The organism is Cryobacterium breve (genome assembly GCF_004402375.1).
In the GTDB taxonomy this organism is placed as follows: domain Bacteria; phylum Actinomycetota; class Actinomycetes; order Actinomycetales; family Microbacteriaceae; genus Cryobacterium; species Cryobacterium breve.
Map to the genome: position 1 here is coordinate 44,560 of NZ_SOGJ01000022.1, position 20,924 is coordinate 65,483.

The 20,924-nt window shown below is 67.6% G+C and carries 15 protein-coding genes, 1 tRNA gene and 1 other RNA gene; 5 read left to right on the forward strand and 12 right to left on the reverse strand.

Annotation, left to right across the window (positions count from 1 at the left end):
• Positions 1-322: 322 nt before the first annotated feature.
• The 3 genes from E3O65_RS09155 to E3O65_RS09165 form a co-directional block, all read right to left on the reverse strand.
• Positions 323-1,660, reverse strand: coding sequence for an aspartate kinase (locus tag E3O65_RS09155; RefSeq protein ID WP_134363431.1), 1,338 nt, complete (start codon positions 1,658-1,660; stop codon positions 323-325).
• A gap of 323 nt (positions 1,661-1,983) precedes the next feature.
• Positions 1,984-2,583, reverse strand: coding sequence for a recombination mediator RecR (gene recR / locus E3O65_RS09160; RefSeq protein ID WP_134363432.1), 600 nt, complete (start codon positions 2,581-2,583; stop codon positions 1,984-1,986).
• A 3-nt stretch (positions 2,584-2,586) separates the two neighbouring features.
• On the reverse strand, positions 2,587-5,271 hold the full coding sequence (locus E3O65_RS09165; RefSeq protein WP_134363433.1) for a DNA polymerase III subunit gamma and tau: 2,685 nt from the start codon (positions 5,269-5,271) through the stop codon (positions 2,587-2,589).
• Positions 5,272-5,312: 41 nt separating this feature from the next.
• Between E3O65_RS09165 and E3O65_RS16705 the strand changes: the two genes are divergently transcribed.
• Positions 5,313-5,483 (forward strand): hypothetical protein, encoded by a 171-nt coding sequence (locus tag E3O65_RS16705; protein WP_166804627.1) that lies wholly within the window; start codon positions 5,313-5,315, stop codon positions 5,481-5,483.
• Between the two features lie 33 nt (positions 5,484-5,516).
• Here E3O65_RS16705 and E3O65_RS09175 read toward each other — a convergent pair whose 3' ends face one another.
• A complete protein-coding gene (locus E3O65_RS09175) occupies positions 5,517-5,927 on the reverse strand; it encodes a YccF domain-containing protein (protein ID WP_134363435.1) in 411 nt (136 codons plus the stop codon).
• 552 nt (positions 5,928-6,479) lie between these two features.
• On the opposite strand from E3O65_RS09175, the gene E3O65_RS09180 reads away from it, so the two are divergent.
• On the forward strand, positions 6,480-7,382 hold the full coding sequence (locus tag E3O65_RS09180) for a type IV toxin-antitoxin system AbiEi family antitoxin domain-containing protein (RefSeq protein ID WP_134363436.1): 903 nt from the start codon (positions 6,480-6,482) through the stop codon (positions 7,380-7,382).
• 1,011 nt (positions 7,383-8,393) lie between these two features.
• On the opposite strand, the gene E3O65_RS09185 is transcribed toward E3O65_RS09180, so the two are convergent.
• The 4 genes from E3O65_RS09185 to ffs all read right to left on the reverse strand — a co-directional run bounded on the left by E3O65_RS09185 (position 8,394) and on the right by ffs (position 14,587).
• Positions 8,394-9,611 carry an acetate/propionate family kinase gene (locus tag E3O65_RS09185; RefSeq protein WP_134363437.1) on the reverse strand — a complete coding sequence of 406 codons (1,218 nt, stop codon included), beginning with the start codon at positions 9,609-9,611 and terminating at the stop codon, positions 8,394-8,396.
• Positions 9,608-11,842: a phosphate acetyltransferase gene (pta, locus tag E3O65_RS09190; RefSeq protein WP_134363438.1), complete on the reverse strand. Its 2,235-nt coding sequence runs from the start codon at positions 11,840-11,842 to the stop codon at positions 9,608-9,610. The genes E3O65_RS09185 and pta overlap by 4 nt, the downstream gene beginning before the upstream one ends.
• Positions 11,843-11,845: 3 nt before the next feature.
• Positions 11,846-14,314, reverse strand: a complete 2,469-nt coding sequence (locus E3O65_RS09195; RefSeq protein ID WP_134363439.1) for a phosphoketolase family protein — start codon at positions 14,312-14,314, stop codon at positions 11,846-11,848.
• Between the two features lie 176 nt (positions 14,315-14,490).
• Positions 14,491-14,587, reverse strand: an RNA gene (gene ffs / locus E3O65_RS09200) — signal recognition particle sRNA small type.
• Positions 14,588-14,716: 129 nt separating this feature from the next.
• Here ffs and E3O65_RS09205 point away from each other — a divergent pair.
• Positions 14,717-14,804, forward strand: a tRNA-Ser gene (locus tag E3O65_RS09205).
• Between the two features lie 569 nt (positions 14,805-15,373).
• Here the strand turns inward: E3O65_RS09205 and E3O65_RS09210 are convergent.
• From E3O65_RS09210 to E3O65_RS09220, 3 genes are read right to left on the reverse strand one after another with little or no spacing between them, the layout of a single operon-like run.
• Positions 15,374-15,616 (reverse strand): putative acetyltransferase, encoded by a 243-nt coding sequence (locus E3O65_RS09210; RefSeq protein WP_134363440.1) that lies wholly within the window; start codon positions 15,614-15,616, stop codon positions 15,374-15,376.
• A 21-nt stretch (positions 15,617-15,637) separates the two neighbouring features.
• Positions 15,638-16,336 carry a potassium channel family protein gene (locus tag E3O65_RS09215; protein ID WP_241985626.1) on the reverse strand — a complete coding sequence of 233 codons (699 nt, stop codon included), beginning with the start codon at positions 16,334-16,336 and terminating at the stop codon, positions 15,638-15,640.
• Positions 16,329-17,696 (reverse strand): TrkH family potassium uptake protein, encoded by a 1,368-nt coding sequence (locus tag E3O65_RS09220; protein ID WP_241985627.1) that lies wholly within the window; start codon positions 17,694-17,696, stop codon positions 16,329-16,331. Before E3O65_RS09220 ends, E3O65_RS09215 begins: the two co-directional genes overlap by 8 nt.
• Before the next feature lie 161 nt (positions 17,697-17,857).
• Between E3O65_RS09220 and E3O65_RS09225 the strand changes: the two genes are divergently transcribed.
• Both E3O65_RS09225 and E3O65_RS09230 read left to right on the forward strand, forming a co-directional pair.
• The gene (locus E3O65_RS09225; protein WP_134363441.1) at positions 17,858-18,457 is read left to right on the forward strand and encodes a hypothetical protein; all 600 of its coding nucleotides are present in this window, start codon (positions 17,858-17,860) and stop codon (positions 18,455-18,457) included.
• 212 nt (positions 18,458-18,669) lie between these two features.
• Positions 18,670-19,170, forward strand: a complete 501-nt coding sequence (locus tag E3O65_RS09230; RefSeq protein WP_134363442.1) for a hypothetical protein — start codon at positions 18,670-18,672, stop codon at positions 19,168-19,170.
• A 25-nt stretch (positions 19,171-19,195) separates the two neighbouring features.
• On the opposite strand, the gene E3O65_RS09235 is transcribed toward E3O65_RS09230, so the two are convergent.
• Entirely contained in the window at positions 19,196-20,863 is a 1,668-nt protein-coding gene (locus E3O65_RS09235) for a helicase HerA-like domain-containing protein (protein WP_134363443.1), read from the reverse strand.
• Between the last annotated feature and the right edge of the window lie 61 nt (positions 20,864-20,924).

Here is a 20,924-nt window from a genome sequence, read left to right on the forward strand (position 1 = left end):
TGCTTCCGCATCTGCTTCCGCTTCCGCTTCCGCTTCCGCTTCCGCTTCCGCTTCTGCATCTGCTTCTGCTTCTGCTTCTGCTTCTGCTTTTACGGCTAACTTTCTGTGGCTAACTCAGGAGATTCTCCCGAATTAGCCCGGATTCCGGCCATACCGCCGTCGTTCCGACCGATTCTCCTGAGTTAGCCGCAGGGGAACCGGATGAGTGAAGGTTGTCACCGGGCTCTGACGGGCCGGCTAGATGGTACGGGGTGGGACGGGGTGGATGGTGGGGCGGGCTGGTGGGATCGGCGGGCCGTGCCGGGCCGGGGGCGGATGCCGGCTAGCGGCCGGTGCCGCCGTGGACGACCGCGTTGTCGGTGGCGTCGAGGCCGAACGCGGTGTGCACAACCCGCAGCGCCTCGTTGATGGTGTCGGCACGGGTGACCACCGAGATGCGGATCTCGCTCGTGGAAATCATCTCGATGTTGATGCCCGCCTCGAACAGGGCCTCGAACAGCTTGGCCGAGACGCCTGTGTTGGTGCGCATGCCGGCGCCGACGAGCGCGAGCTTGCCGATCTGGTCGTCGTATTGCAGTCCGGCGAAACCGACCGTGACCTGCTCGTTCGAGAGCGCGGTCAGCACCTGCTGGCCCTCCGACTTGGGCAGGGTGAAGGAGATGTCGGTCAGCCCCGTGGATGCGGCCGAGACGTTCTGCACGATCATGTCGACGTTCGCGTTGGTCTTAGCGACGATCTTGAAGATCTGCGCAGCCTTGCCCGGGATGTCGGGAACACCGACGACCGTGACCTTGGCTTCGCTCAGGTCGGCGGCGACCCCGGCGATGATTGGCTCTTCCACTTTCTCTCCATTCGCGGATGCGTTGTTGGGATGCGTGTGCTCGGTTGCCGACGAGTTCGGGATCGCGACATGCGGGCTCGTGGTGTCGGGGTTGTAGACGATCGTGCCGACGTTGTTGTTGAACGATGACCGCACATGCAGGGTTACGCCGTGTCGACGCGCATATTCCACGGCACGAATATAGAGTACCTTCGCGCCCGCGGCGGCGAGTTCGAGCATTTCCTCGCTGGAGATGCGGTCGAGCTTATGGGCGCGGGGAACGACGCGCGGGTCGGCGGTGAAGACGCCGTCGACATCCGTGTAGATCTCGCAGATGTCGGCGTTCAGCGCGGCGGCCAGGGCGACGGCGGTCGTGTCGGATCCGCCGCGGCCGAGAGTGGTGATGTCTTTGGTGTCGCGGTTGAAGCCCTGAAAGCCGGCGACGATCGCGACGGCACCCTCGTCGAGGGCATCACGGATGCGCCCCGGAGTCACGTCGACGATGCGAGCGGCGCCGTGCTGGGCATCCGTGATCATGCCGGCCTGACTGCCCGTGAAGGAGCGAGCGTCGTAGCCCATGCTCTTGATGGCCATTGCGAGCAGTGCCATCGAGATGCGCTCCCCCGCCGTGAGGAGCATGTCGAGCTCGCGGGGCGCCGGGATCGGGGTGACCTGGTGCGCGAGGTCGAGCAGCTCATCGGTGGAATCACCCATCGCGGACACGGCGACGACAACCTCATTGCCGGCCTTGCGCGTGTCGACGATGCGTTTGGCGACACGTTTGATGCTTTCGGCGTCGGCGACGGATGATCCGCCGAACTTCTGCACGATCAAGCTCACGTGGCACTCCTGGGGTTCGGGTACTCGGGCACAGCCAAGCTCCCATCATAAATGCTGTTGTATTCGCGGCGGTTCATGTGACGGGGTGGGGAAGGGTGGTCGTGCGGGTTGCGGCGGGGTGGGTGGCCGGTCTGGCCGCCGGGCCGGCGGCATCCGTCACCTAACTGCGGAGAAATTCGCGACACGCCGTGTTTGACGGCGGCTCGAATGGCGTGTTGCGAAAAACTCCGAAGTTAGCGCGGGCAACGGATGCCCCGGGCACGGTCAAACAGGTCACCGTGCGGCGGCGCGGCTTGCCCTAGTTCGCGGCGGCGCGGCTTGCCCTAGTTCGTGACGGTGCGGCGGCCTTCAAAGGCGCGGCCGAGGGTGACCTCGTCGGCGTACTCCAGGTCGCCGCCGACCGGCAGCCCCGACGCGAGTCGGGTGACCTTGATCTCGAGCGTGGTCAGCAGGCGCGACAGGTAGGTAGCGGTGGCCTCGCCCTCGAGGTTCGGGTCGGTGGCGATGATGACTTCCTGCACGGTGTTGTCGGCGAGACGCTGCATCAGCTGACGGATGCGCAGATCGTCGGGTCCGACGCCGTCGATGGGGCTGATCGCACCGCCGAGCACGTGGTAAAGCCCGCGGAACTCGCGGGTGCGCTCGATGGCGACGACGTCCTTGGCCTCTTCGACCACGCAGATCATCGCCGGGTTGCGGCGCGGGTCACGGCAGATCATGCATGTCTTCTGCTCGGACACATTGCCGCAGATGTCGCAGAACTTCACCTTGTCGCGCACTTCGAGCAGCACGTTCGCAAGCCGGGTCACGTCAAACTGCTCGGTCTGCAAAATGTGGAACGCGATACGCTGCGCGGACTTGGGCCCGATTCCGGGCAGCGTGCCGAGCTCGTCGATCAGTTCCTGAACGATGCCTTCGTACATGGGTTAGTCGCCTCTGGTTCGGGGGGCCGGGTCGTGCGGCTGCTCTTCGAGGAAGGTGGCGCCGAGAATCTCGCGCACCACTGACTCGCCGTAGCGCTGCTTCTCGGCAAACGCTGGTCCGCGACGGGCAACGGATGCCGCACCGACCGCCGGGTTCGAGGCGTGTCCCTGGGTGCGGGGCTGGGTTGCAGTTTGGTCTGCGGTTTGGTTGCCGCTGCCGTTGCCGTTGCCGTTGCCGGACGAGGGTGATGGGGCGGTCGCGCGTGCTGCGGAGGGCTGGACCCGGCCGGACTGTGCGCCGCCGGCGTGCAGGTCCGGTGGGAATTCCTCGTCGTAGGGCGGCGGTTCGTCGTCATAGGGCGGCTCCGACTCAACGCCGGGCACGGAGGCAGGTTCCGTTGCGGAGGTCGGTGCCGTCGCGGTCGGCGTCGAGCGCGAAGCAGTCTGCGGGGAGGTGTGTTGCGATGTCTGCGCGGAGGTCTGCGCGGAGGTCTGCTGTGACGTCTGCGCGGCGGCTTGCGAGGCGGTCGCGGCGGAAACTACGGCTGCGGCTGATCCGGCAGATGCGAGATTGGGAGTCGCCGCGGAACCGGCCTGGGCTGCCCCGGGGATGGCGACAGTGGCCCAGCCGCTGCCGGAATCCGAGGAACTCGGAATGGCTACGGTAGCCCAGCCGGTGACGGGTGCAGCGGCCGGATCGGGGTCGGCGTCGACAGCCGACGCCTCCTCGGTCGCGGCGGCAGCGGCCTTCGGTTTCGTCCTGGTCCCCGAGGAACCGGTTGCGGAGCCGGTTGCGAAGCCGGTGGCGGAACCGGTTGCGGCTGGGCTGTTGACGGCGGCAGTTGGTGCGGTCGCGGATGCCGCGGCGGGCGACGTCGCCTCGGGCGGCGCGGCTGAGGTCGGTGCACCGGAGCCTGATGGCGGGGCGGATGCGGTGGAGCTCGGGGCGGGCGATGTCGGGGCGGACACGGCTGAGATCGGGCTGGCCGGGGCATCCGTTCTCTGGGACGAGTCGACGATCGCGGTGAGCTTGGGCGTGAAGCCAAGCACCTCGTTGACGGCGCGCTTGAGATAGTCGCCGACACCCTGCCCGGGGGCTGCCGACTGCTTGAGCCCGGCGACGTCGTTGTGGCTCGGGAAGGAGAGCACGAGCAGCTCACCGCCGCGCAGTTCCATGGCGCGGGCGGTGTAGAGCACAAGCCAGGCGCTGATCTTGGCGGCCTTGACGGACTCCAGAACCTGCGGCCAGGCGTCTTTAACCTGCTGAAGAGTGACGGGTCCGATGGCGCGGGCCGCGGCAGCGGGGGTGGCGTCCCCGGCATCGGCACCGGCACCCACCGAGGGAGCACCGCCGAGGGTAGCAGCCTGGCCGGCGGTAGCAGGTGGGCGGGCAGGCTCCGTTGCCGCGACCGCGGCCCCGCGCGGGGGTGAGCCGACCGGGCTGGTGTCTGGGGCATCCGTCGCCGGGATGTCGCCGGAACCGGAATCGGAACCGGCGCCGGAACCAACACCGGCACCCGTGCCGACGCCGATACGACGCTCGAGGCGTTCGACGCGGGCGAGCGCGCCACGGGCGGAATCGTCGCTCGCGGGGATGAGGACGCGCGCGATCATGAGTTCGAGGTGCAGGCGCGGGCTGGTGGCACCGGTCATCTCGGTGAGGGCGGCGTTGATGACGTCTGCGGTGCGGGACAGCTCGGCGGGGCCGAACTTCGCCGCCTGCGAGGCCATGCGGTCGAGTTCGTCCTGCGGCACGCCGCGAAGCACGGCCGCAGCGCCGGCGGCACTCGTGGCTCCCACGATGATGAGGTCGCGCAGGCGTTCGAGTAGGTCTTCAACGAAACGGCGCGGGTCCTGCCCCGTCTGCACGACCCGGTCGACCGCGTCGAAGGCGGCGGACGGGTCGCGGTCGGCGATCGCGTCGATGGACTCGTCGAGCAACGTCGCGTTCGTGTAGCCGAGCAGCGCGACGGCGCGCTCGTACTCCACGGAGTGTCCGTCGGATCCGGCCATCAGCTGGTCGAGCAGCGACAGGGTGTCGCGCGGCGACCCGCCGCCGGCCCGCACCACGAGCGGCAGCACGCCGGGCGCCACGGTCATCTGCTCGGTATCGCACATCTGCTGCACGTATTCGAGCATCTGCCCGGGCGGCACGAGCCGGAACGGGTAGTGATGCGTGCGCGAACGGATGGTGCCGATCACCTTTTCAGGCTCCGTCGTGGCGAAAATGAACTTGACGTGCTCGGGCGGCTCTTCGACGATCTTCAGCAGCGCGTTGAAGCCCTGCGGCGTGACCATGTGCGCCTCGTCGAGGATGAAGATCTTGTAGCGGTCGCGGGCCGGGGCGAAGATCGCACGCTCACGGATGTCCCGGGCGTCGTCGACGCCGTTGTGGCTCGCCGCGTCGATCTCGACCACGTCGAGGGATCCGCCGCCGTCGCGGGAGAGTTCCACGCAGCTCGGGCAGACGCCGCAGGGCGTGTCGGTGGGACCCTCGGCACAGTTCAGGCAACGCGCCAGGATGCGCGCGGACGTGGTCTTGCCACAGCCGCGAGGCCCGCTGAACAGGTAGGCGTGATTCACCCTGTTCGTGCGCAGCGCAGTCATCAGGGGTTCGGTCACCTGAGACTGGCCGATCATCTCAGCAAATGTCTCGGGCCGGTAGCGGCGATACAGGGCGGTAACCACGAAGTCAATCGTAGTCGGAGCCACTGACAGTGGGGTGAGGGGTGCGGTGGGTGTGGGTGCGGGTGGGGCGGGTGCGGGTGGGGCGGGTGCGGGTGGGGCGGGTGCGGGTGGGGCGGGTGCGGGTGCGGGTGCGGGTGCGGTGGGTGCGGGTGCGGGTGCGGGTGCGGGTGGGGGTGCGGGTGCGGCGGCATCCGTTGTTCAGAGGGGCATGACTCAGGAGCTTTTGAGGCCAGGCAGCGCGGGACTCAGGAGCGGCGGGCGACGGCCTGGTCGAACTCGCCGGGGCGGTTGCTCACGATTTGCTTGCCGAGGGGTGCGAGCGAGACCGGGACCATCTTGAAGTCGGCGATGCCGAGCGGGATTCCGATGATGGTGATGCAGAGTGCGATGCCGGAGACGATGTGCGCCAGCGCCAGCCACCAGCCGGCGAGGATCACCCAGATCACATTGCCGATGAACGAGAACGTCCCGCTCGTCGGCTTCGACACGACGGTGCGACCGAACGGCCACAGCGCGTAGACGGCGATGCGGAACGACGCGATGCCCCAGGGGATCGTGATGATCAGCACGCAGAGCACGATGCCAGCGGCCGCGTAGCCCAAGAAAAGCCAGAATCCGCTCAAGACGAACCAGATCAGATTCAAGAGTATGCGCACGCGGGAATTCTACCGGCGCGGGTGGAGAGGCAGCGGAACGGGAGCATTGCGAGGCCGGGCACGGGGCACGGGCACGGTGCGGGGCGCGGGCACGGTGCGCGGTGCGCGGGGTACGGGGCTGCTCGATGCTCATCCCCCGACGCTAAACGAGGAGATTTTCGCAACACGCCGTTCACGGTGCCCACGGATGCGGCGTGTCCCCAAAATCTCCGTCTTTACGTCACCCACGGGGCACAGCCCAGAACGAGAAAACCAGCAGCAGCACCCCGCGGCACTCCCCCCCACAGCACTCCCCTCAGCTCCCCCGCGGCACTCCCCCCCACAGCACTCCCCACAGCTCCCCCGCGGCACTCCCCCCCCACAGCACTCCCCACAGCTCCCCCGCGGCACTCCCCCCCACAGCACTCCCCACAGCACTCCCCTCAGCTCCCCCACAGCACTCCCCTCGCGGCACACCCCCGCGGCACTCCCCCACAGCTCACCGGGCCGCGACCTTTTCCACCGGTCGGCTCTGCCCCGGGAGCGGACCGGGCCCGCGGGCATCCTGAACGGATGCACTCAACCGCGACCCTCATCTGCTCCCTCGGCCACGCCGCCACGACCGACGAGTTGCTCGGGCTCGGTGTCACGCCCTCGCTCCTGCGCACTGCCATCCAACACGGAACGATCGTGCGCGCAGCACGGGGTGTCTACCTTTGCAGCCACGCCGACCGCGACCAGTGGAACGCCGCCACCGCCCACAGTCGAATCAGTTGCCTCAGCGCCCTCCGCCGGGCGAGAGTTTGGGCCGGACTCGACCGGTCTCTGCACTTGCAACTCCCCGCACATACCGGTGGCAGTCGGCCAGGGCGCGACCGCAGCGGGCAGCCGATCCGTTTCCACTGGGCGAATCCGCGGTTCCAGGGAGCAACCCAGCGCTCCTGGCTGGTCTCGCCGATGGAGGCGGTGTGGCAGGCCATCCACTGCCTCGACGAAGAACATGCGATCGCCTGCCTCGAGTCAGCGGTGCACGAGGGCTTCCTCACGATCGACCAGGTGAGGACTCTGTGCGGGCAGGCGCCGGCGCGATTGCGAGGAGGCATCCGGGAGTTGGAATTCACCGCGGGCTCGGGCATGGAGACGGTCGTGCGGCGCCGGCTGCGGCACGTGGGCTACTCCGTGGTGGCGCAGGTGAGTGTCGCGGGCATCGGCGACGAGGATCTCGTCGTCGAGGACTGCGTCGCCATCGAAACCGATGGAGAGAAGTGGCACGGCGCCGACCGGTTCCACGCCGACCGCATCCGCGACCTCAAGACCGAGGCCCTTGGCCGCCGGTCCATCCGGCTTACGCACGATCAGATCTTCTATGAGTGGGAGACGACGCTCGCCGCCATCGCGCGCATCGTGACGGATGCCCAGCGCGGCCGATCCCGCCGCTTCGGCCGCATCCTCACCCGCCTCGACGACCCGCTCTAACCGGTCCGGCGGGTGCGGGTGTCGGCGCGGGCCCGTCCCCAGGCGCGGGTTTCGGTCGTCTGTGCCGGCGCGGGTTTCGGCTGCCGATGCCGGCGCGGGTTTCGGCTGCCGATGCCGGCGCGTGCCGGCCCCCAGGCACGGGTTTCGAAGCAGGCACAGACACAGGCATGGCGTGGGTGGTGCGCCGCTCCGCGCCTGGAGTGCCATGCGCGCAACGGCGCAGCTCCCGCGCGCCGCGCATTCAGAGGCGGTGAGTCGCAAGCCAACCCCGACCGCCCTTCCCGCGAATCAACGGTCCCACTCCGCACCTAACTGAGGAGATATTCGCGACACGCCGCATCCGTCGCCCGGGGATGCCGCGGGTCGCCAAAAACACCTCAGTTACGTCACCCCGCACCCCACACCAGGACCAAAAGCCCCCACCGCACCAACGCACCCAGCGCACCACGCATCAGCGTGCCAGCGCTCCACCTCCGCACGTAACTGAGGAGATATTCGCGACACGCCGCATCCGTCGCCCGGAGATGCCGCGGGTCGCCAAAAACACCTCAGTTACGTCACCCCGCACCCCACACCCCACACCAGGACCAAAAGCCACCAACGCACCAACGCACCCAGCGCACCACGCATCAGCGTGCCAGCGCTCCACCTCCGCACGTAACTGAGGAGATATTCGCGACACGCCGCATCCGTCGCCCGGGGATGCCGCGGGTCGCCAAAAACACCTCAGTTACGTCACCCCGCACCCCGCTCCAGGACCAAAAGCCCCCCACCGCACCAACGCACCAACGCCGCAAGCCCACCGCACCAACGCCACAAGCCCAAGCCCACCAGCCCACCCCCGCAAGCCCACCGCACCAACGCCACAAGCCCAAGCCCGCAAGCCCCCCAGCCCACCAACCCACCCGCGCACCCCAGGAACGGATGCCCGGCGCCACCCCCACCCCCGCACGCAAATCGGCCGCCCCCGGAACTCGGGAACGGCCGATGGACAGCAGTGAGCGCTGGCAGCTACAGGGCAGACGGATGCGTGCGGCTGATCGTCGCCAGCGTCTGTCGGGCGATCTCCAGCTCCTCGTTCGTCGGAATGACGAGCACCGTGACGCGGGAGTTGTCCGTGGAGATAACGCGCGGCTTGCGGGATCTCGCCTCGTTGCGCACGGGATCGATCTCGATGCCCAGGCCCTCGAGTCCGGCCAGCGCGCCGGCGCGAACGATCGGCGAGTTCTCGCCGACACCCGCAGTGAAGACGATGACGTCCACGGTGCCCAGCTGCGCGTAGTAGTTGCCGACGTAGCCCTTGATTCGGTGGAAGTACACGTCGAGAGCGGCTTGGGCGACCGGGTCGCCGGCCACAGAGGCATCCTCCACGTCGCGCATATCGCCGTTGCCGGCCAGGGCCAGCATGCCGCCGCGGCGGTTGAGCAGGTCGTCTAGCTCGGCGGTGGTCATGCCGGCGCGGCGGCGCAGGTGGAAGATCACAGCCGGGTCGATGTCACCAGAGCGGGTGCCCATGACGAGCCCCTGTAGCGGGGTCATGCCCATCGAGGTGTCGACCGAGTTTCCACCGTCGACGGCGCACACGGATGCCCCGTTGCCCAGGTGCAGCACGATCGTCTTGAGCTCGGCCAGCGGCCGGTCGAGGAAGGAAGCCACGGCTTCCGACACGAACTTGTGCGACGTTCCGTGGAAGCCGTACTTGCGAACGCGGTAACGCGTGGCGAGGTCCTTGTCGATGGCGTAGGTGTACGCGGCCGGCGGCAGCGTCTGGTGGAACGCGGTGTCGAAGACGGCGACGTGAGGCACGTTCGGGAAGCTGGCGCGCGCGGCACGGATGCCCTGCACGTTGGCCGGGTTGTGCAGCGGCGCGATCTCGGAGAGGTCCTCGATGTTCAGCTCCACGAGGTGGGTGATCTCGGTCGGTTCGAAGAAACGGTTTCCCCCCTGCACCACGCGGTGGCCGACGGCGATCAGGTTCGCCTCGGACAGCGCCGGCCCGTGTTCGGCGAAGGCCTCGATCATGACGGCGAATCCGGCGGTGTGGTCCACGATCGGCAGGTCGCGCTCGGAGCGTCCGTCCTTCGCCGTGCCCACGTTGTGTCGCGAGTGGCCGATCGGCTCACCGATGCGCTCGACGAGCCCGCTGGCGAGTTCGGTTTCGGTGTCCATGTCGATCAGCTGGTACTTGAACGACGACGAGCCGGAGTTGACGACCAGGATGGCGGTCATGCGGACACCGCCGCTGTTGCCGAAGCGGACGTGCCAGTGGCGATGGACGCGGACAGCGTCGCAGCCTGGATCGCGGTGATGGCTACGGTGTTGACGATGTCTTGCACTAGTGCTCCTCGAGAAAGGTCATTGATGGGTTTGCGCAGACCCTGGAGCACGGGGCCGATGGCCAGGGCTCCGGCACTGCGCTGCACGGCCTTATACGTGTTGTTACCCGTATTCAGGTCGGGGAATATGAAAACGGTGGCGCGGCCGGCAACGGCTGAACCGGGCATCTTTGTGGCGGCGACGGCGGCATCCGCTGCCGCGTCGTACTGGATCGGGCCTTCGATCATGAGGTCGGGGCGCCGCTCCCGCACGAGGGCGGTGGCCGCCCGCACCTTGTCCACGTCGGCACCCTGGCCGGACTCCCCGGTCGAGTAGCTGAGCATGGCGATGCGCGGCTCGATCCCGAACTCCACGGCCGTCTCCGACGCCGAGATGGCGATGTCCGCGAGCTGCTCCGCGGTGGGGTCCGGGTTGACCGCGCAGTCGCCGTAGATGAGCACCTTGTCGGCGAGCGCCATCAGGAACACGCTGGACACGACCGAGACTCCCGGGCGCGTCTTGATGATCTCGAAGCTGGGCCGGATGGTGTGCGCGGTCGTGTGGGTTGCCCCGGAGACCATGCCGTCGGCCAGGCCGAGCTGCACCATCATGGTGCCGAAGTACGAGACGTCGGTGACGACATCCATTGCCTGCTCGACCGTGACGCCCTTGTGGGCGCGCAGCAGGGAGTAGGCCTCCGCGAATTTGTGGCGCAGAACGTCGTCGAAGGGGCTCACGACCTGCGCCTTGGCGATGTCGAGGCCGAGGCCGATGGCGCGCGAACGCACCTCGAATTCCTCGCCGAGGATGATGATGTCGGCCACATCCCGCGCCAGCAGGGTCGCTGCGGCGCGCAGCACGCGGTCGTCGTCCCCCTCGGGCAGCACGATGCGCTTGCGGTCGGTGCGTGCACGTTCGAGTAGCGTGTACTCGAACATGAGCGGGGTCACCACATCTGCGCGGCTCACCCGCAGCCGGTCCAGCAGCACGGATGCCTCAACGTGGCCTTCGAAGAGAGCCAGCGCCGTGTCCCGCTTGCGCTGGGAATCGGCGGCCATTCGCCCGGGCGTGTGCGTGATGCGCAGCGCCGCGTCGTAGGAGTTGAGCTCGGTGCGGATGATCGGCACCGAGGAGTCGAGCCCCTCGACGAGACGTTCGATCTCGTCGGGCAGGGGGAAACCGCCGACGAGCACGATGCCGGCGACAGACGGGAAGGTGGCGGACGCGTTCGCCATCAGCACAGCCAGCAGCACCTGGGGCCGGTCGCTGGGGACTACGACCACGGCGCCGTCGAAGAGGCGCGGCAGCACGTTGACCATCGACATCGCCGCAACGACCACGCCGAGCGCCTCGCGGGTGAGCAGGGCCGGGTCACCCTTGATCATGGTGCCGTCGGTGGCCTTGAGGATGCTCTTCATGCTGGGAGCAACCAGGTACGGGTCTTCGGGCAGAGCCCAGACCGGCACCGCGCCGCGCCCGTCTCCGGGCTTCGTGTCAGCGTCGACGACGCTGCGCACGGCGCCGATGAGCTCATCGAGCCGGGTCGGGTCGGCCCGGTTCACGATCACGCCGAGCAGCGAGACGTGCTCGTCGCGCAGCTCGGCCAGGGTGACGTCGGTGAGCTGACGGATGTCCTCCGCCGTGCGCGGGTCGCTCTGCCCGAGCTGACGGTCGGCCTGAGTCAACGCGTCACGCTGGCCGGGACCAACCCGCCCGCCGAGCACCAGCAGCACCGGCACCCCGAGGTTCGCGGCGATGCGCAGGTTGAAGGCGAGCTCGGTGGGACTGCCGACATCCGTGTAGTCGGAACCGATCACGACCACAGCGTCACACTGGGCCTCGATGGCCTTGTAGCGCTGCACGATGCGGCCGAGGGCCGCGTCGGGGTCGAGGTGCACCGCGTCGTAGGTGACGCCGACGCACTCGTCATAGCTCAGCGGGGGCTGCGTGCTCAGCGCGGACGCACTCGACAGGTGCGAGAGCAGCAGCTCGAGCACATAGTCGGGGTGGTGAGCCGACCGGGCCACGGGCCGGAACACGCCGACGCGCTGCACCGAGCGGAGCAGGGTGTCGAGCACGCCCAGGGCGATGGTGGATTTGCCGGTGCTTCCCTCGGCAGAGGTGATGTAGATGCTGTCAGCCACGGTTTATACGTTGTCTCCGCCGGTGGAGACACCGGCATTGTCGGGGGTCACGCCGACGCCATCGGCGTCCCAGACCCATTCGGTGACGGCGGGGATGTCTTCCCCGTGGTCGCGGGTGTAGTTGCGGGCCCGGAGTCGGGCATCCTGCATCTCTTGGCGAAGCAGTGCGGCTCGGGCGCCGAGGCCGGGAACCCGATCGATGACGTCCATGACCAGGTGGTACCGGTCGAGGTCGTTGAGCATGACCATGTCGAACGGGGTGGTGGTGGTACCGTTCTCCTTGTAGCCGCGGGCGTGCAGGTTGCCGTGCCCGTTGCGCTTGTAGGTGAGGCGATGGATCAGCCACGGATACCCGTGGTAGGCGAACACGATCGGCTTGTCGGCGGTGAAGATGGCGTCGAACTCGTTGTCGCTGAGGCCGTGCGGGTGATCCGCCTCGGACTGCAGGCGCATCAGGTCCACGACGTTCACGACACGCACGGACAGGTCGGGCAGCCATTCCCGCAGAATGGCGGCCGCGGCCAGCACCTCGAGGGTGGGCACCTCGCCGGCGGCGGCGAGCACGACATCGGGAGAGGTGCCGAACGTCTCGGTGCCGGCCCAGTCGAAGATGCCGAGACCCCGCTTGCAGTGCGCGACGGCCTGGTCCATGGTGAGCCAGTTCGGCGCGGGCTGCTTGCCGGCGACGACCACGTTGACGTAGTCCACGCTGCGCAGGCAGTGGTTGTAGGTGGCGAGCAGCGTGTTGGCGTCAAACGGCAGGTAGACGCGCACGACATCCGCGCTCTTGTTCACGACGTGGTCGATGAAGCCGGGGTCCTGGTGCGAGAACCCGTTGTGGTCCTGACGCCAGACGTGGGAGCTGAGCAGGTAGTTCAGGCTCGAGATGGAGCGGCGCCACGGGATCTCGCGGGTGACCTTGAGCCACTTCGCGTGCTGGTTGAACATCGAGTCGACAATGTGGATGAAGGCCTCGTAGCAGTTGAACAGGCCGTGACGGCCGGTGAGCAGGTAGCCCTCCAGCCAGCCTTGACACTGGTGCTCGCTGAGCATCTCCATCACGCGGCCCGCGCGGGCGAGGTTGGTGTCGCCGTCGTGGAACTCCGCGTTCCACTGCTTGCCGGTGGCCTCGTAGACGGCCGGGGCGAGGCGGTTGGAGGCCGTCTCGTCGGGCCCGAAGATTCGGAAGTTGTCGGGGTTGTCACGGATGACGTCGGCCAGCCAGGTGCCGAGAACCTTGGTGGCCTCATCGGTGGTGGCGCCCGGGGAGGGGACGGGCACTCCGTACTCCCGGAAGTCGGGGAGCTTCAGCGCCCGGCGCAGCAGCCCGCCGTTGGAGACGGGGTTCGCGCTCATCCGCAGGTCGCCGACGGGTGCCAGCGCCGAGACCTGCGCGGCAGGGGCACCGTCGGCGTCGAAGAGCTCCTCCGGCCGATAGGAGGCCAACCACTCTTCGAGCAGTCGAGTGTGGGCCTCGGTGTCGCGGGCGTTGCTCAGCGGCACCTGGTGCGAACGCCACGAGTCGACGACCTGCACCCCGTCGATCACGGGCGGGCAGGTCCAGCCCTTGGGCGTGCGCAGGATGATCATGGGCCAGCGCGGACGCTCGGTGTCGCCGGCGAGGGCGCGTGCCTTGATCGCGGCGATCTCGTTGAGCACCTCGTCGAGGGTGACGGCCATGCGCTGGTGCACGAGCAGAGGATCTTCGCCGTCGAAACCGCCGGCCACGACGTAGGGCTTGTGTCCGTAACCGCGCATCAGGTCGAGGAGTTCCTCTTCCGGGATGCGGGCGAGCACGGTGGGGTTGGCGATCTTGTACCCGTTGAGGTGCAGGATCGGCAGCACGACGCCATCCTGAAGCGGGTCGATGAATTTGTTCGAGTGCCAGCTGGTGGCGAGTGGGCCGGTCTCGGCCTCGCCGTCGCCGACGACCGCAGCGACCAACAGGTCGGGGTTGTCGAATGCGGCGCCGTAGGCGTGGCTGAGCGCGTAACCGAGTTCGCCGCCCTCGTGGATCGAGCCGGGTGTCTCGGGCGAGGCGTGGCTGGGAATTCCGCCGGGGAACGAGAACTGGCGGAACAAGGCTTTGACGCCCTGCTCGCTCTGGTCGACGCCGGAGTAGATCTCGGAATAGGTGCCGTCGAGGTAGGCGTTGGCGACCATGCCCGGGCCGCCGTGGCCGGGGCCGGTGACGTAGAGGGTGCTGATCGACCGTTCCTGGATGGCGCGGTTCAGGTGGGCGTAGAGAAAGTTAAGCCCCGGGGTGGTTCCCCAGTGGCCGAGCAAGCGAGGTTTAATGTGGTCCCGCTTGAGCGGCTCACGCAATAACGGGTTGTCGAGGAGGTATATCTGCCCTACCGACAGGTAGTTGGCGGCCCGCCACCAGGCATCGACGCTGGCGAGCGCTTCAGCGCTGAGCGGATGCGGTGACCGGTCTGGCCAGAGAAAGGGTGTACCGGATATTTCAGCCATGGGTGCCTCCAGGCACTATCGGAGCGTTAACTGCGCGATCTCATCTTACGAGATGACGCGAAATCGTTATCATTGCTAACGGCCCGCGGCAAGGCGCTCATCGCCCGCGGCAAGGCGCTCATCGCCCGCGGCAAGGCGCTCATCGCCCGCGGCGAGGCATTGCGGCTGTCGGGCACGAAAAAGACTCCTCGCGCACCCACCAGAGCCCGGTTACCCTTGCTACGTTTCCGTCCTGGGGGAGTTGGCCGAGATGGCGCCACACGAGGAGCCGACTTTGAGTTTAGACGCAAAGTCGGCGAGGGCGAAAACTGGCGTTTCGAAGCATCCGGAACAGGTGTGCGCGGAGGCCTCCGGAAACAGGTAAGATTCTCTAGGTCGTTCCCTTAGGGGAACGTTCGGCCAGGAGAATTCGCCTAGTGGCCTATGGCGCACGCTTGGAAAGCGTGTTGGGTGAGAGCCCTCGGGGGTTCGAATCCCCCATTCTCCGCCAGATTTGGCATGAGCCCGTTCACGCGGTCGTTCGCACGAGCCCGATGTGACGCCTCCGACTCCGCCGGCAGTCCTGCCCTTGCTGCGGCGCTCGCCGGTGGCCGCGCGTCGTGAGGCCGGCCGTCGTGAGGCCACCCGTCGTGCCGCCACCCGTCGTGCACCCACCCGTCGTGAGGCCACCCGTCGTGAGGCCACCCGTCGTGAGGCCAACTCAGGAGATCCGCGCCGCGCGTAGACATCCGTCGCCTGATTCCGGGGCGGATGCCGGAACCGCAGCCGCAGCCGGGCACGGATTTCCTGAGTTAGCCCCAACCCCCGTGCATGACTCCTGCGATTCCTGCGATTCCTGCCGAACGTGCCCGATTCAGCCCCGGAACAGCCTTCCAGCACGAAGGGGAAGGTTCGGCGCCTGAGGCCGGGCTCCGACCCCGCCCGGATGTGGCTAACTCAGGAGAATCAGGCAGACCGATCCGCCGAGGCCGCGCACCAGTGACGAGCCGGAGCCGGCGGAACCGGATCTCCTGAGTTAGCCACGGGAGTGAGGGGGCTGCCGGACTGCGTAGCACAGATCTAGTCGGCGGGCGGGCGGCGTGGCGCCCGCGGCGCGGGGGGCGGCGGCACCTGCTTCGCGGCAACGACATCGGCGAGCGCGAGGGTGACCAGACCGCGCTTGGTCTCGACCGTGCACCCAGTGTCGGTGATGGAACGCAGGTAGCCCACGGCATCCGTCACCCCGCCCTCGATGCGGGTTCGCACCACGATTCTGGTTCCGAGGGCGGTGCTGGAGACGAAGTGGGCGGCGGCTAGGCTCATCCGGCTGAGCCTAGCCGCGACTCACCGGAGGCGGCTGAAGGATTCCACCTTGCGCACGTCACCGGCGATCAGGATGACGTCGTCGGCCTCGAGTTGCGTGTCGAGGGTCGTGTAGCTCCAGCCCTGGCCGGGCCGGTTGTACGCGGTGACCGTGATCCCGTGGATGGTGCGCACGCTCGATTTGCCGAGCGGCACACCGATGATCTCCTTCGGCGGGTTGGTCTTCACCAGGGCGAAGTTCTCGTCGATCTCGATGTAGTCCTGCATGACTCCGCGCACGAGGTGAGCCACGCGCTTGCCCATGTCCTTTTCGGGATAGATGACATGCCTGACCCCGATCTGGCGCAGAATCTCACCGTGCGGGTCGCTGACCGCTTTGGCCCAGATATTCGGGATGCCCAGCTTGAGCAGCAGGCTCGCGGTGAGGATGTTCGCTTGGATATCGCCGCCGATTGCGACGACAGCGCTGCTGAAGTCCGGCACCGAGAGCTGGCGGAGGGTGTCCTCCTTGGTGGAGTCGGCGCGCACCACGTGCGTGAGCAGGCCGTTGTGCGCCTGCACGATCTCCTCGTTGCCGTCGATTCCGAGAACCTCGCTCCCGCTGGCCATGAGCTCCAGTGCGAGGGCACTGCCGAACCGGCCCAGGCCGATCACGACGATTGCATCCTCTTCGGCCATGCGCGCGGGCTGCTGGTGCCCGAACAGGGAAAACTTAGCCAATGATGGGCCTCTCTTTCGGGAATTCGTACGCGATGGGGCGTTCCCGCAGGGCGATCGCCGAGGCGAAACCCATCGGGCCCAGACGGCCAATGAACATGAGCAGCATCAGGATGACCTGGCCCGCCGGTGGCAGACCGGCGGTGATCCCGGTCGACAGCCCCACGGTGCCGAAGGCGGAGATCACCTCGAAGAGCAGTTCGTCGAGGCCGAGATCGGTGATCAGCATCAGGGCAACCGTGGAGATCGTGATCACGGCGACGGCAAGCAGCACGATCGTGATCGCCTGGCGGTGCACGGCCCGGGACAGGCGCTTGCCGAAGACGTTCACGGCCGTCTCACCGCGAATCTCGGTGAGCAGGATGAAGAAGAGCACCGCGAAGGTGGTGATCTTGATGCCGCCGGCGGTGCCGGCCGGGCCTCCGCCGATCAGCATGAGCACGTCCATGCCGAGCAGGCTCGCGGAATCCATGGCGCCGATGTCGACGCTGTTGAACCCGGCCGTGCGGGTCTGCACCGACTGGAAGAAGCCAACCAGCAGTTTGCTCGGCCAGTCGAGCGGGCCGAGCGTGCCCGGATTGTTCCACTCCACACCGGTGATGTACACGGTGCCCGCGACCAGGAGGGTGACGGTGCCGACCAGCACGATGCGGGTGTTCATCGACCACTTCAGCGGGCTCCGCAGGTGCTTGCGCAGCTGCATGATGACGGGGAAGCCCAGCCCGCCGAGAATCACGGCGGCGGCGATGGGCAGGCAGATGAACGGGTCCGTGGCGTACGAGATGAGGTTGTCGCTGAACAGGGCGAAACCGGCGTTGTTGAACGAGGACACGGAGTGGAACACGCCCAGCCAGACGGCCCGGCCGAGCGGTTCGCCGTAACCAACCCAGAACCGCAGTGTCAGCAGCACCGCCACGATGAGCTCCACGATCAGGGAGATGCGCACGACGCCGAGAACCAGGCCACGGACATCCTCGAGCCCGAAGCTCTTCACCTCGGCTGCGGCCGTCATGCGGGAGCGGAGGGACATCTTGCGGATCACGGCGAGCCCGACGACCGACGCGAAGGTCATGATCCCGAAACCGCCGATCTGGATCAGCAACAGGATGATGACCTGGCCGAACGGCGTCCAGTACGTCGCCGTGTCGACGAGGGTCAGCCCGGTCACGCAGACGGCCGAGGTGGCGGTGAAGGCCGCGATCAGGAACGGGGTGCCACCGGGCCCGGGCGTGGCAATCGGGATCATCAGCAACACCGTGCCGACCAGTACGGCACCCGCGAATCCGGCGACAACGACCTGCGCAGGGTGCGGCCGACTGCGCGGTACTCGCGGACCGCTTCTTCGGAGACTCAGGGATGGCACCCGATCACTATACGGTTCACGGATGCCGACGGTCCCGGGTGTGCGGGTATTCGGCCTGCCAATTTCGGTCCCGACCAATCCGGTTCCGGCACGGCACCGGACCACAAGTGCGGCCCGGGTAAATCCGAGGCCGGAACATAACTAGTGGATAGGAACTCAACATGAACACCATCACGAAGCGTCTCAGTGCATTCGGCGTCACCGGCGTCGCAGCGACCGCACTCCTCATCGGCGGCCTGGCCGCCCCCGCCCAGGCATCAGAGCCTGACCGTTCCACCGACACGAGCTCCTCCGTCGAGGCCCTCGACACCGCCGACCTCGACGCTCTCGGCTCTCTCGCCCGCGGCGGAGTGCTGTTCGACGCCCTGACCGGCAACACCGGCGGCAACCTCCTGGTCAGCCCCACCGTGAACGGCCCGCTCGTGGACCGTTCCCTGACCGGTGACCTCGGCGACGTCGCCTCGGGCAACGAGGTGTCGGGCAACGACGTCGGTAACGGTACCGAAATCGGGAACGGCGCCGCAATCGGCAGCGGCAACGACGTGCCCGTCGTCTCGGGCAACGACACCGACGTGACCGCGCCGGTCACAGCACCCATCGACGTTCCCGTCGACGCGCCCATCGACGCTCCCGTTGACGCTCCCGTCGGATCCGGGAACGACGCGGCACTCGACGGCATCAGCGACATCGACACCAGCGTGACCGACACGGTCGACGGTGCTCTCGATGGGCTCAACCTCGGCGCCGTTCTGGGCCGCTAACCACCTCGCACCATCGGATGGAGGACGGCTTCCCCGGAAGCCGTCCTCCATCCGTCGTGGGCCCCGACCGACACGGAATACCCCCCTACCGGTGGCTGCCGCGCACGGGCCGAAACCGCGATAATCTGTGTACACCGGCGAGGGGGAAACCAAGGGTGAGATTCAACGGGGGTGTGCGCATGCATGCGCACGCTTTGCGACCCCAGGGTCGATTGCTCCTTCAGTCGGGGTTGTCCGTCCTGGCCCTCGTCGCGCCCATCTCCGCCGTTCTGTTCTGGCTGACCATCCCCACCGGAACCTGGCAGCCCGTCGCCATCGCCCAGGGCGTGCTGGTGGCCATCTGCGCACTCGCCTACCTCGCCTTCACGCGCACGATCATCCGGGTCGACGCCGACGGCATCTCGGAGCGTGGCTTCCTGGGCCGCGTCGCGAGCTTCTCCACCGCCGAGGTCGGCAGCGTGGTGCTGCTCGATCTCTACCAGAGCGGGGCGCTCGACACCCAGCCGCAGCTGTTCGTGACCGGCACCGACGGACGGCTGCTGGTGCGCATGCGCGGCCAGTACTATTCGCGCGGGGCCATGGACACCGTGATCGATCAGCTCGCCGTTCCCGTGGTGCGGGTGCCCGAGCCGATGACCCTGCAGGACCTCAACCGGGCACGCCCCGAGCTGCTCTACTGGTTCGAGCGACGCCTCACCGGGCGAACGGGCTAGCCCGTGACATCCGTTTCGCCTGCCGTCAGCGGCGGCGGCGGGTGCCGAAGATGCCGCCCACCACGCCGGTCAGGATCGATTTTGTGACGGATGACCCGAGCACCTGCTCGAGCACACTCTTCTGTGGGCGCGACGGTGTTCGGCGGCGCGTTCCGGGCTGCGTCTGCCGCATCAGCCGGTCGTACTCGGCCTGAGCCTTGTTCTCGGCTTTCGCCTCGCGAACCGTGCGCGCGTCTTGCTCCTTCTCTGCCACAGCGGCCGCCTCGGCTTGGTCCAGAGCGTCTTGCGCGGCCTGCGCAGCCCGGTTCGCCTCTTCCAGCCGGGTCGCCAGAATCTCGCGCGCGGAGTCCCGATCGATTGCGGCGCCATAGCGGATGAGCAGCGGCGAGGCTGCCACCATGGTGTCGATCTGTTCCGGCGGCGTCGGCGACATCGTTCCCTGCGGGGCCCGCAATCGGGTCCAGGCGACCGGGCTGGGTGCCCCCTTCTCGTTCATCACGGTGACGATCGCCTCGCCGGTGCCCAGCGTGGTGAGCACCTCTTCCAAGTCATAGCCGGAGTGCGGGAAAGTCGAGACGGTTGCTCGCAGGGCTTTGGCGTCGTCCGGCGTGAACGCCCGCAACTGGTGCTGCACCCGCGATCCCAGTTGCGCCAACACGTCCCCGGGCACGTCTTTCGGCGTCTGGGTGATGAAGAAGATGCCGACCCCCTTCGACCGGATCAGGCGCACCGTCTGGGTGATCGAGTCGAGGAAGTCCCGGGACGCATCTTTGAACAGGAGGTGGGCTTCGTCGAAGAAGAAGACCAGTTTTGGCTTGTCCTGGTCGCCGACCTCAGGCAGGTCGTTGAACAGATCCGCCAACAACCACATCAGGAACGTGGAGAACACGGCCGGTTTGTCGGCCACACCGGGCACCTCGAGCAGGCTGACCACACCGCGACCGTCGGTGGTGGTGCGCAGGAACTCGAGGGTGTCAATCTCCGGCTCGCCGAAGAACACGTCAGCACCCTGGTTGGCGAAAACGGTGAGTTCGCGCAGGATCACCCCGACGGTCGCCTTCGAGAGCCCGCCGAGTTCGGTGAGTTCACCCGCAGCCGCGTCGCTGACCAGAAAAGTGAGCACGGCGCGCAGGTCGGTCAGGTCGAGCAGTGGAAGTCCGGCCTGGTCGGCGTAGTGGAAGACGAGGCCGAGGCTGGACTCCTGCGTGTCGTTGAGGCCGAGAACCTTGCTCAGCAACAACGGACCGAATCCGGCTACGGTGGCGCGCAGGGGGATGCCCCGACCGACACCGCCGAGGGAGAAGAATTCGGTCGGCGATGCCGTGGGCACCCAGTCCTGCCCGATTGCCAGCGTTCGCGCCAGAAGTTTGTCGTTCGGGATGCCCACGCCGGCAATGCCCGACAGATCACCCTTGATGTCGGCGGCGAACACCGGCACGCCGTGCGCGGAGAACTGTTCGGCGAGCAACTGCAGGGTTCTGGTCTTGCCCGTGCCGGTTGCCCCGGCAATCAGACCGTGGCGGTTGGTCATCGCCAGCGGTATCCGAATGGGCACGTCCGGTCGGGCCTCGCCGTTGACGAGGGCACCCAGCTCGAGCGCGGGTGCGTCGAAGGCGTAGCCGGCACGGATGGCCTCGACCCGGTCCGGGGTGAGCGGGAGGTTGCCGGCCGGGGGCTGGTTGCTCGTTGTCATGGCAGGAATACTAGTCCCGGCCGCCGCGCAGCAGCCATCGGCACGACCCTCGACTCGCGTC

Bases quoted from the DNA above. Each gene is read 5' to 3' on its own strand.
- recR (WP_134363432.1), bottom strand. From the start codon at position 2,583: ATGTACGAAGGCATCGTTCAGGAACTGATCGACGAGCTCGGCACGCTG.
- E3O65_RS09180 (WP_134363436.1), top strand. From the start codon at position 6,480: ATGCACTCAACCGCGACCCTCATCTGCTCCCTCGGCCACGCCGCCACG.
- E3O65_RS09185 (WP_134363437.1), bottom strand. From the start codon at position 9,611: ATGACCGCCATCCTGGTCGTCAACTCCGGCTCGTCGTCGTTCAAGTAC.
- E3O65_RS09195 (WP_134363439.1), bottom strand. From the start codon at position 14,314: ATGGCTGAAATATCCGGTACACCCTTTCTCTGGCCAGACCGGTCACCG.
- E3O65_RS09210 (WP_134363440.1), bottom strand. From the start codon at position 15,616: ATGAGCCTAGCCGCCGCCCACTTCGTCTCCAGCACCGCCCTCGGAACC.
- E3O65_RS09225 (WP_134363441.1), top strand. From the start codon at position 17,858: ATGAACACCATCACGAAGCGTCTCAGTGCATTCGGCGTCACCGGCGTC.
- E3O65_RS09235 (WP_134363443.1), bottom strand. From the start codon at position 20,863: ATGACAACGAGCAACCAGCCCCCGGCCGGCAACCTCCCGCTCACCCCG.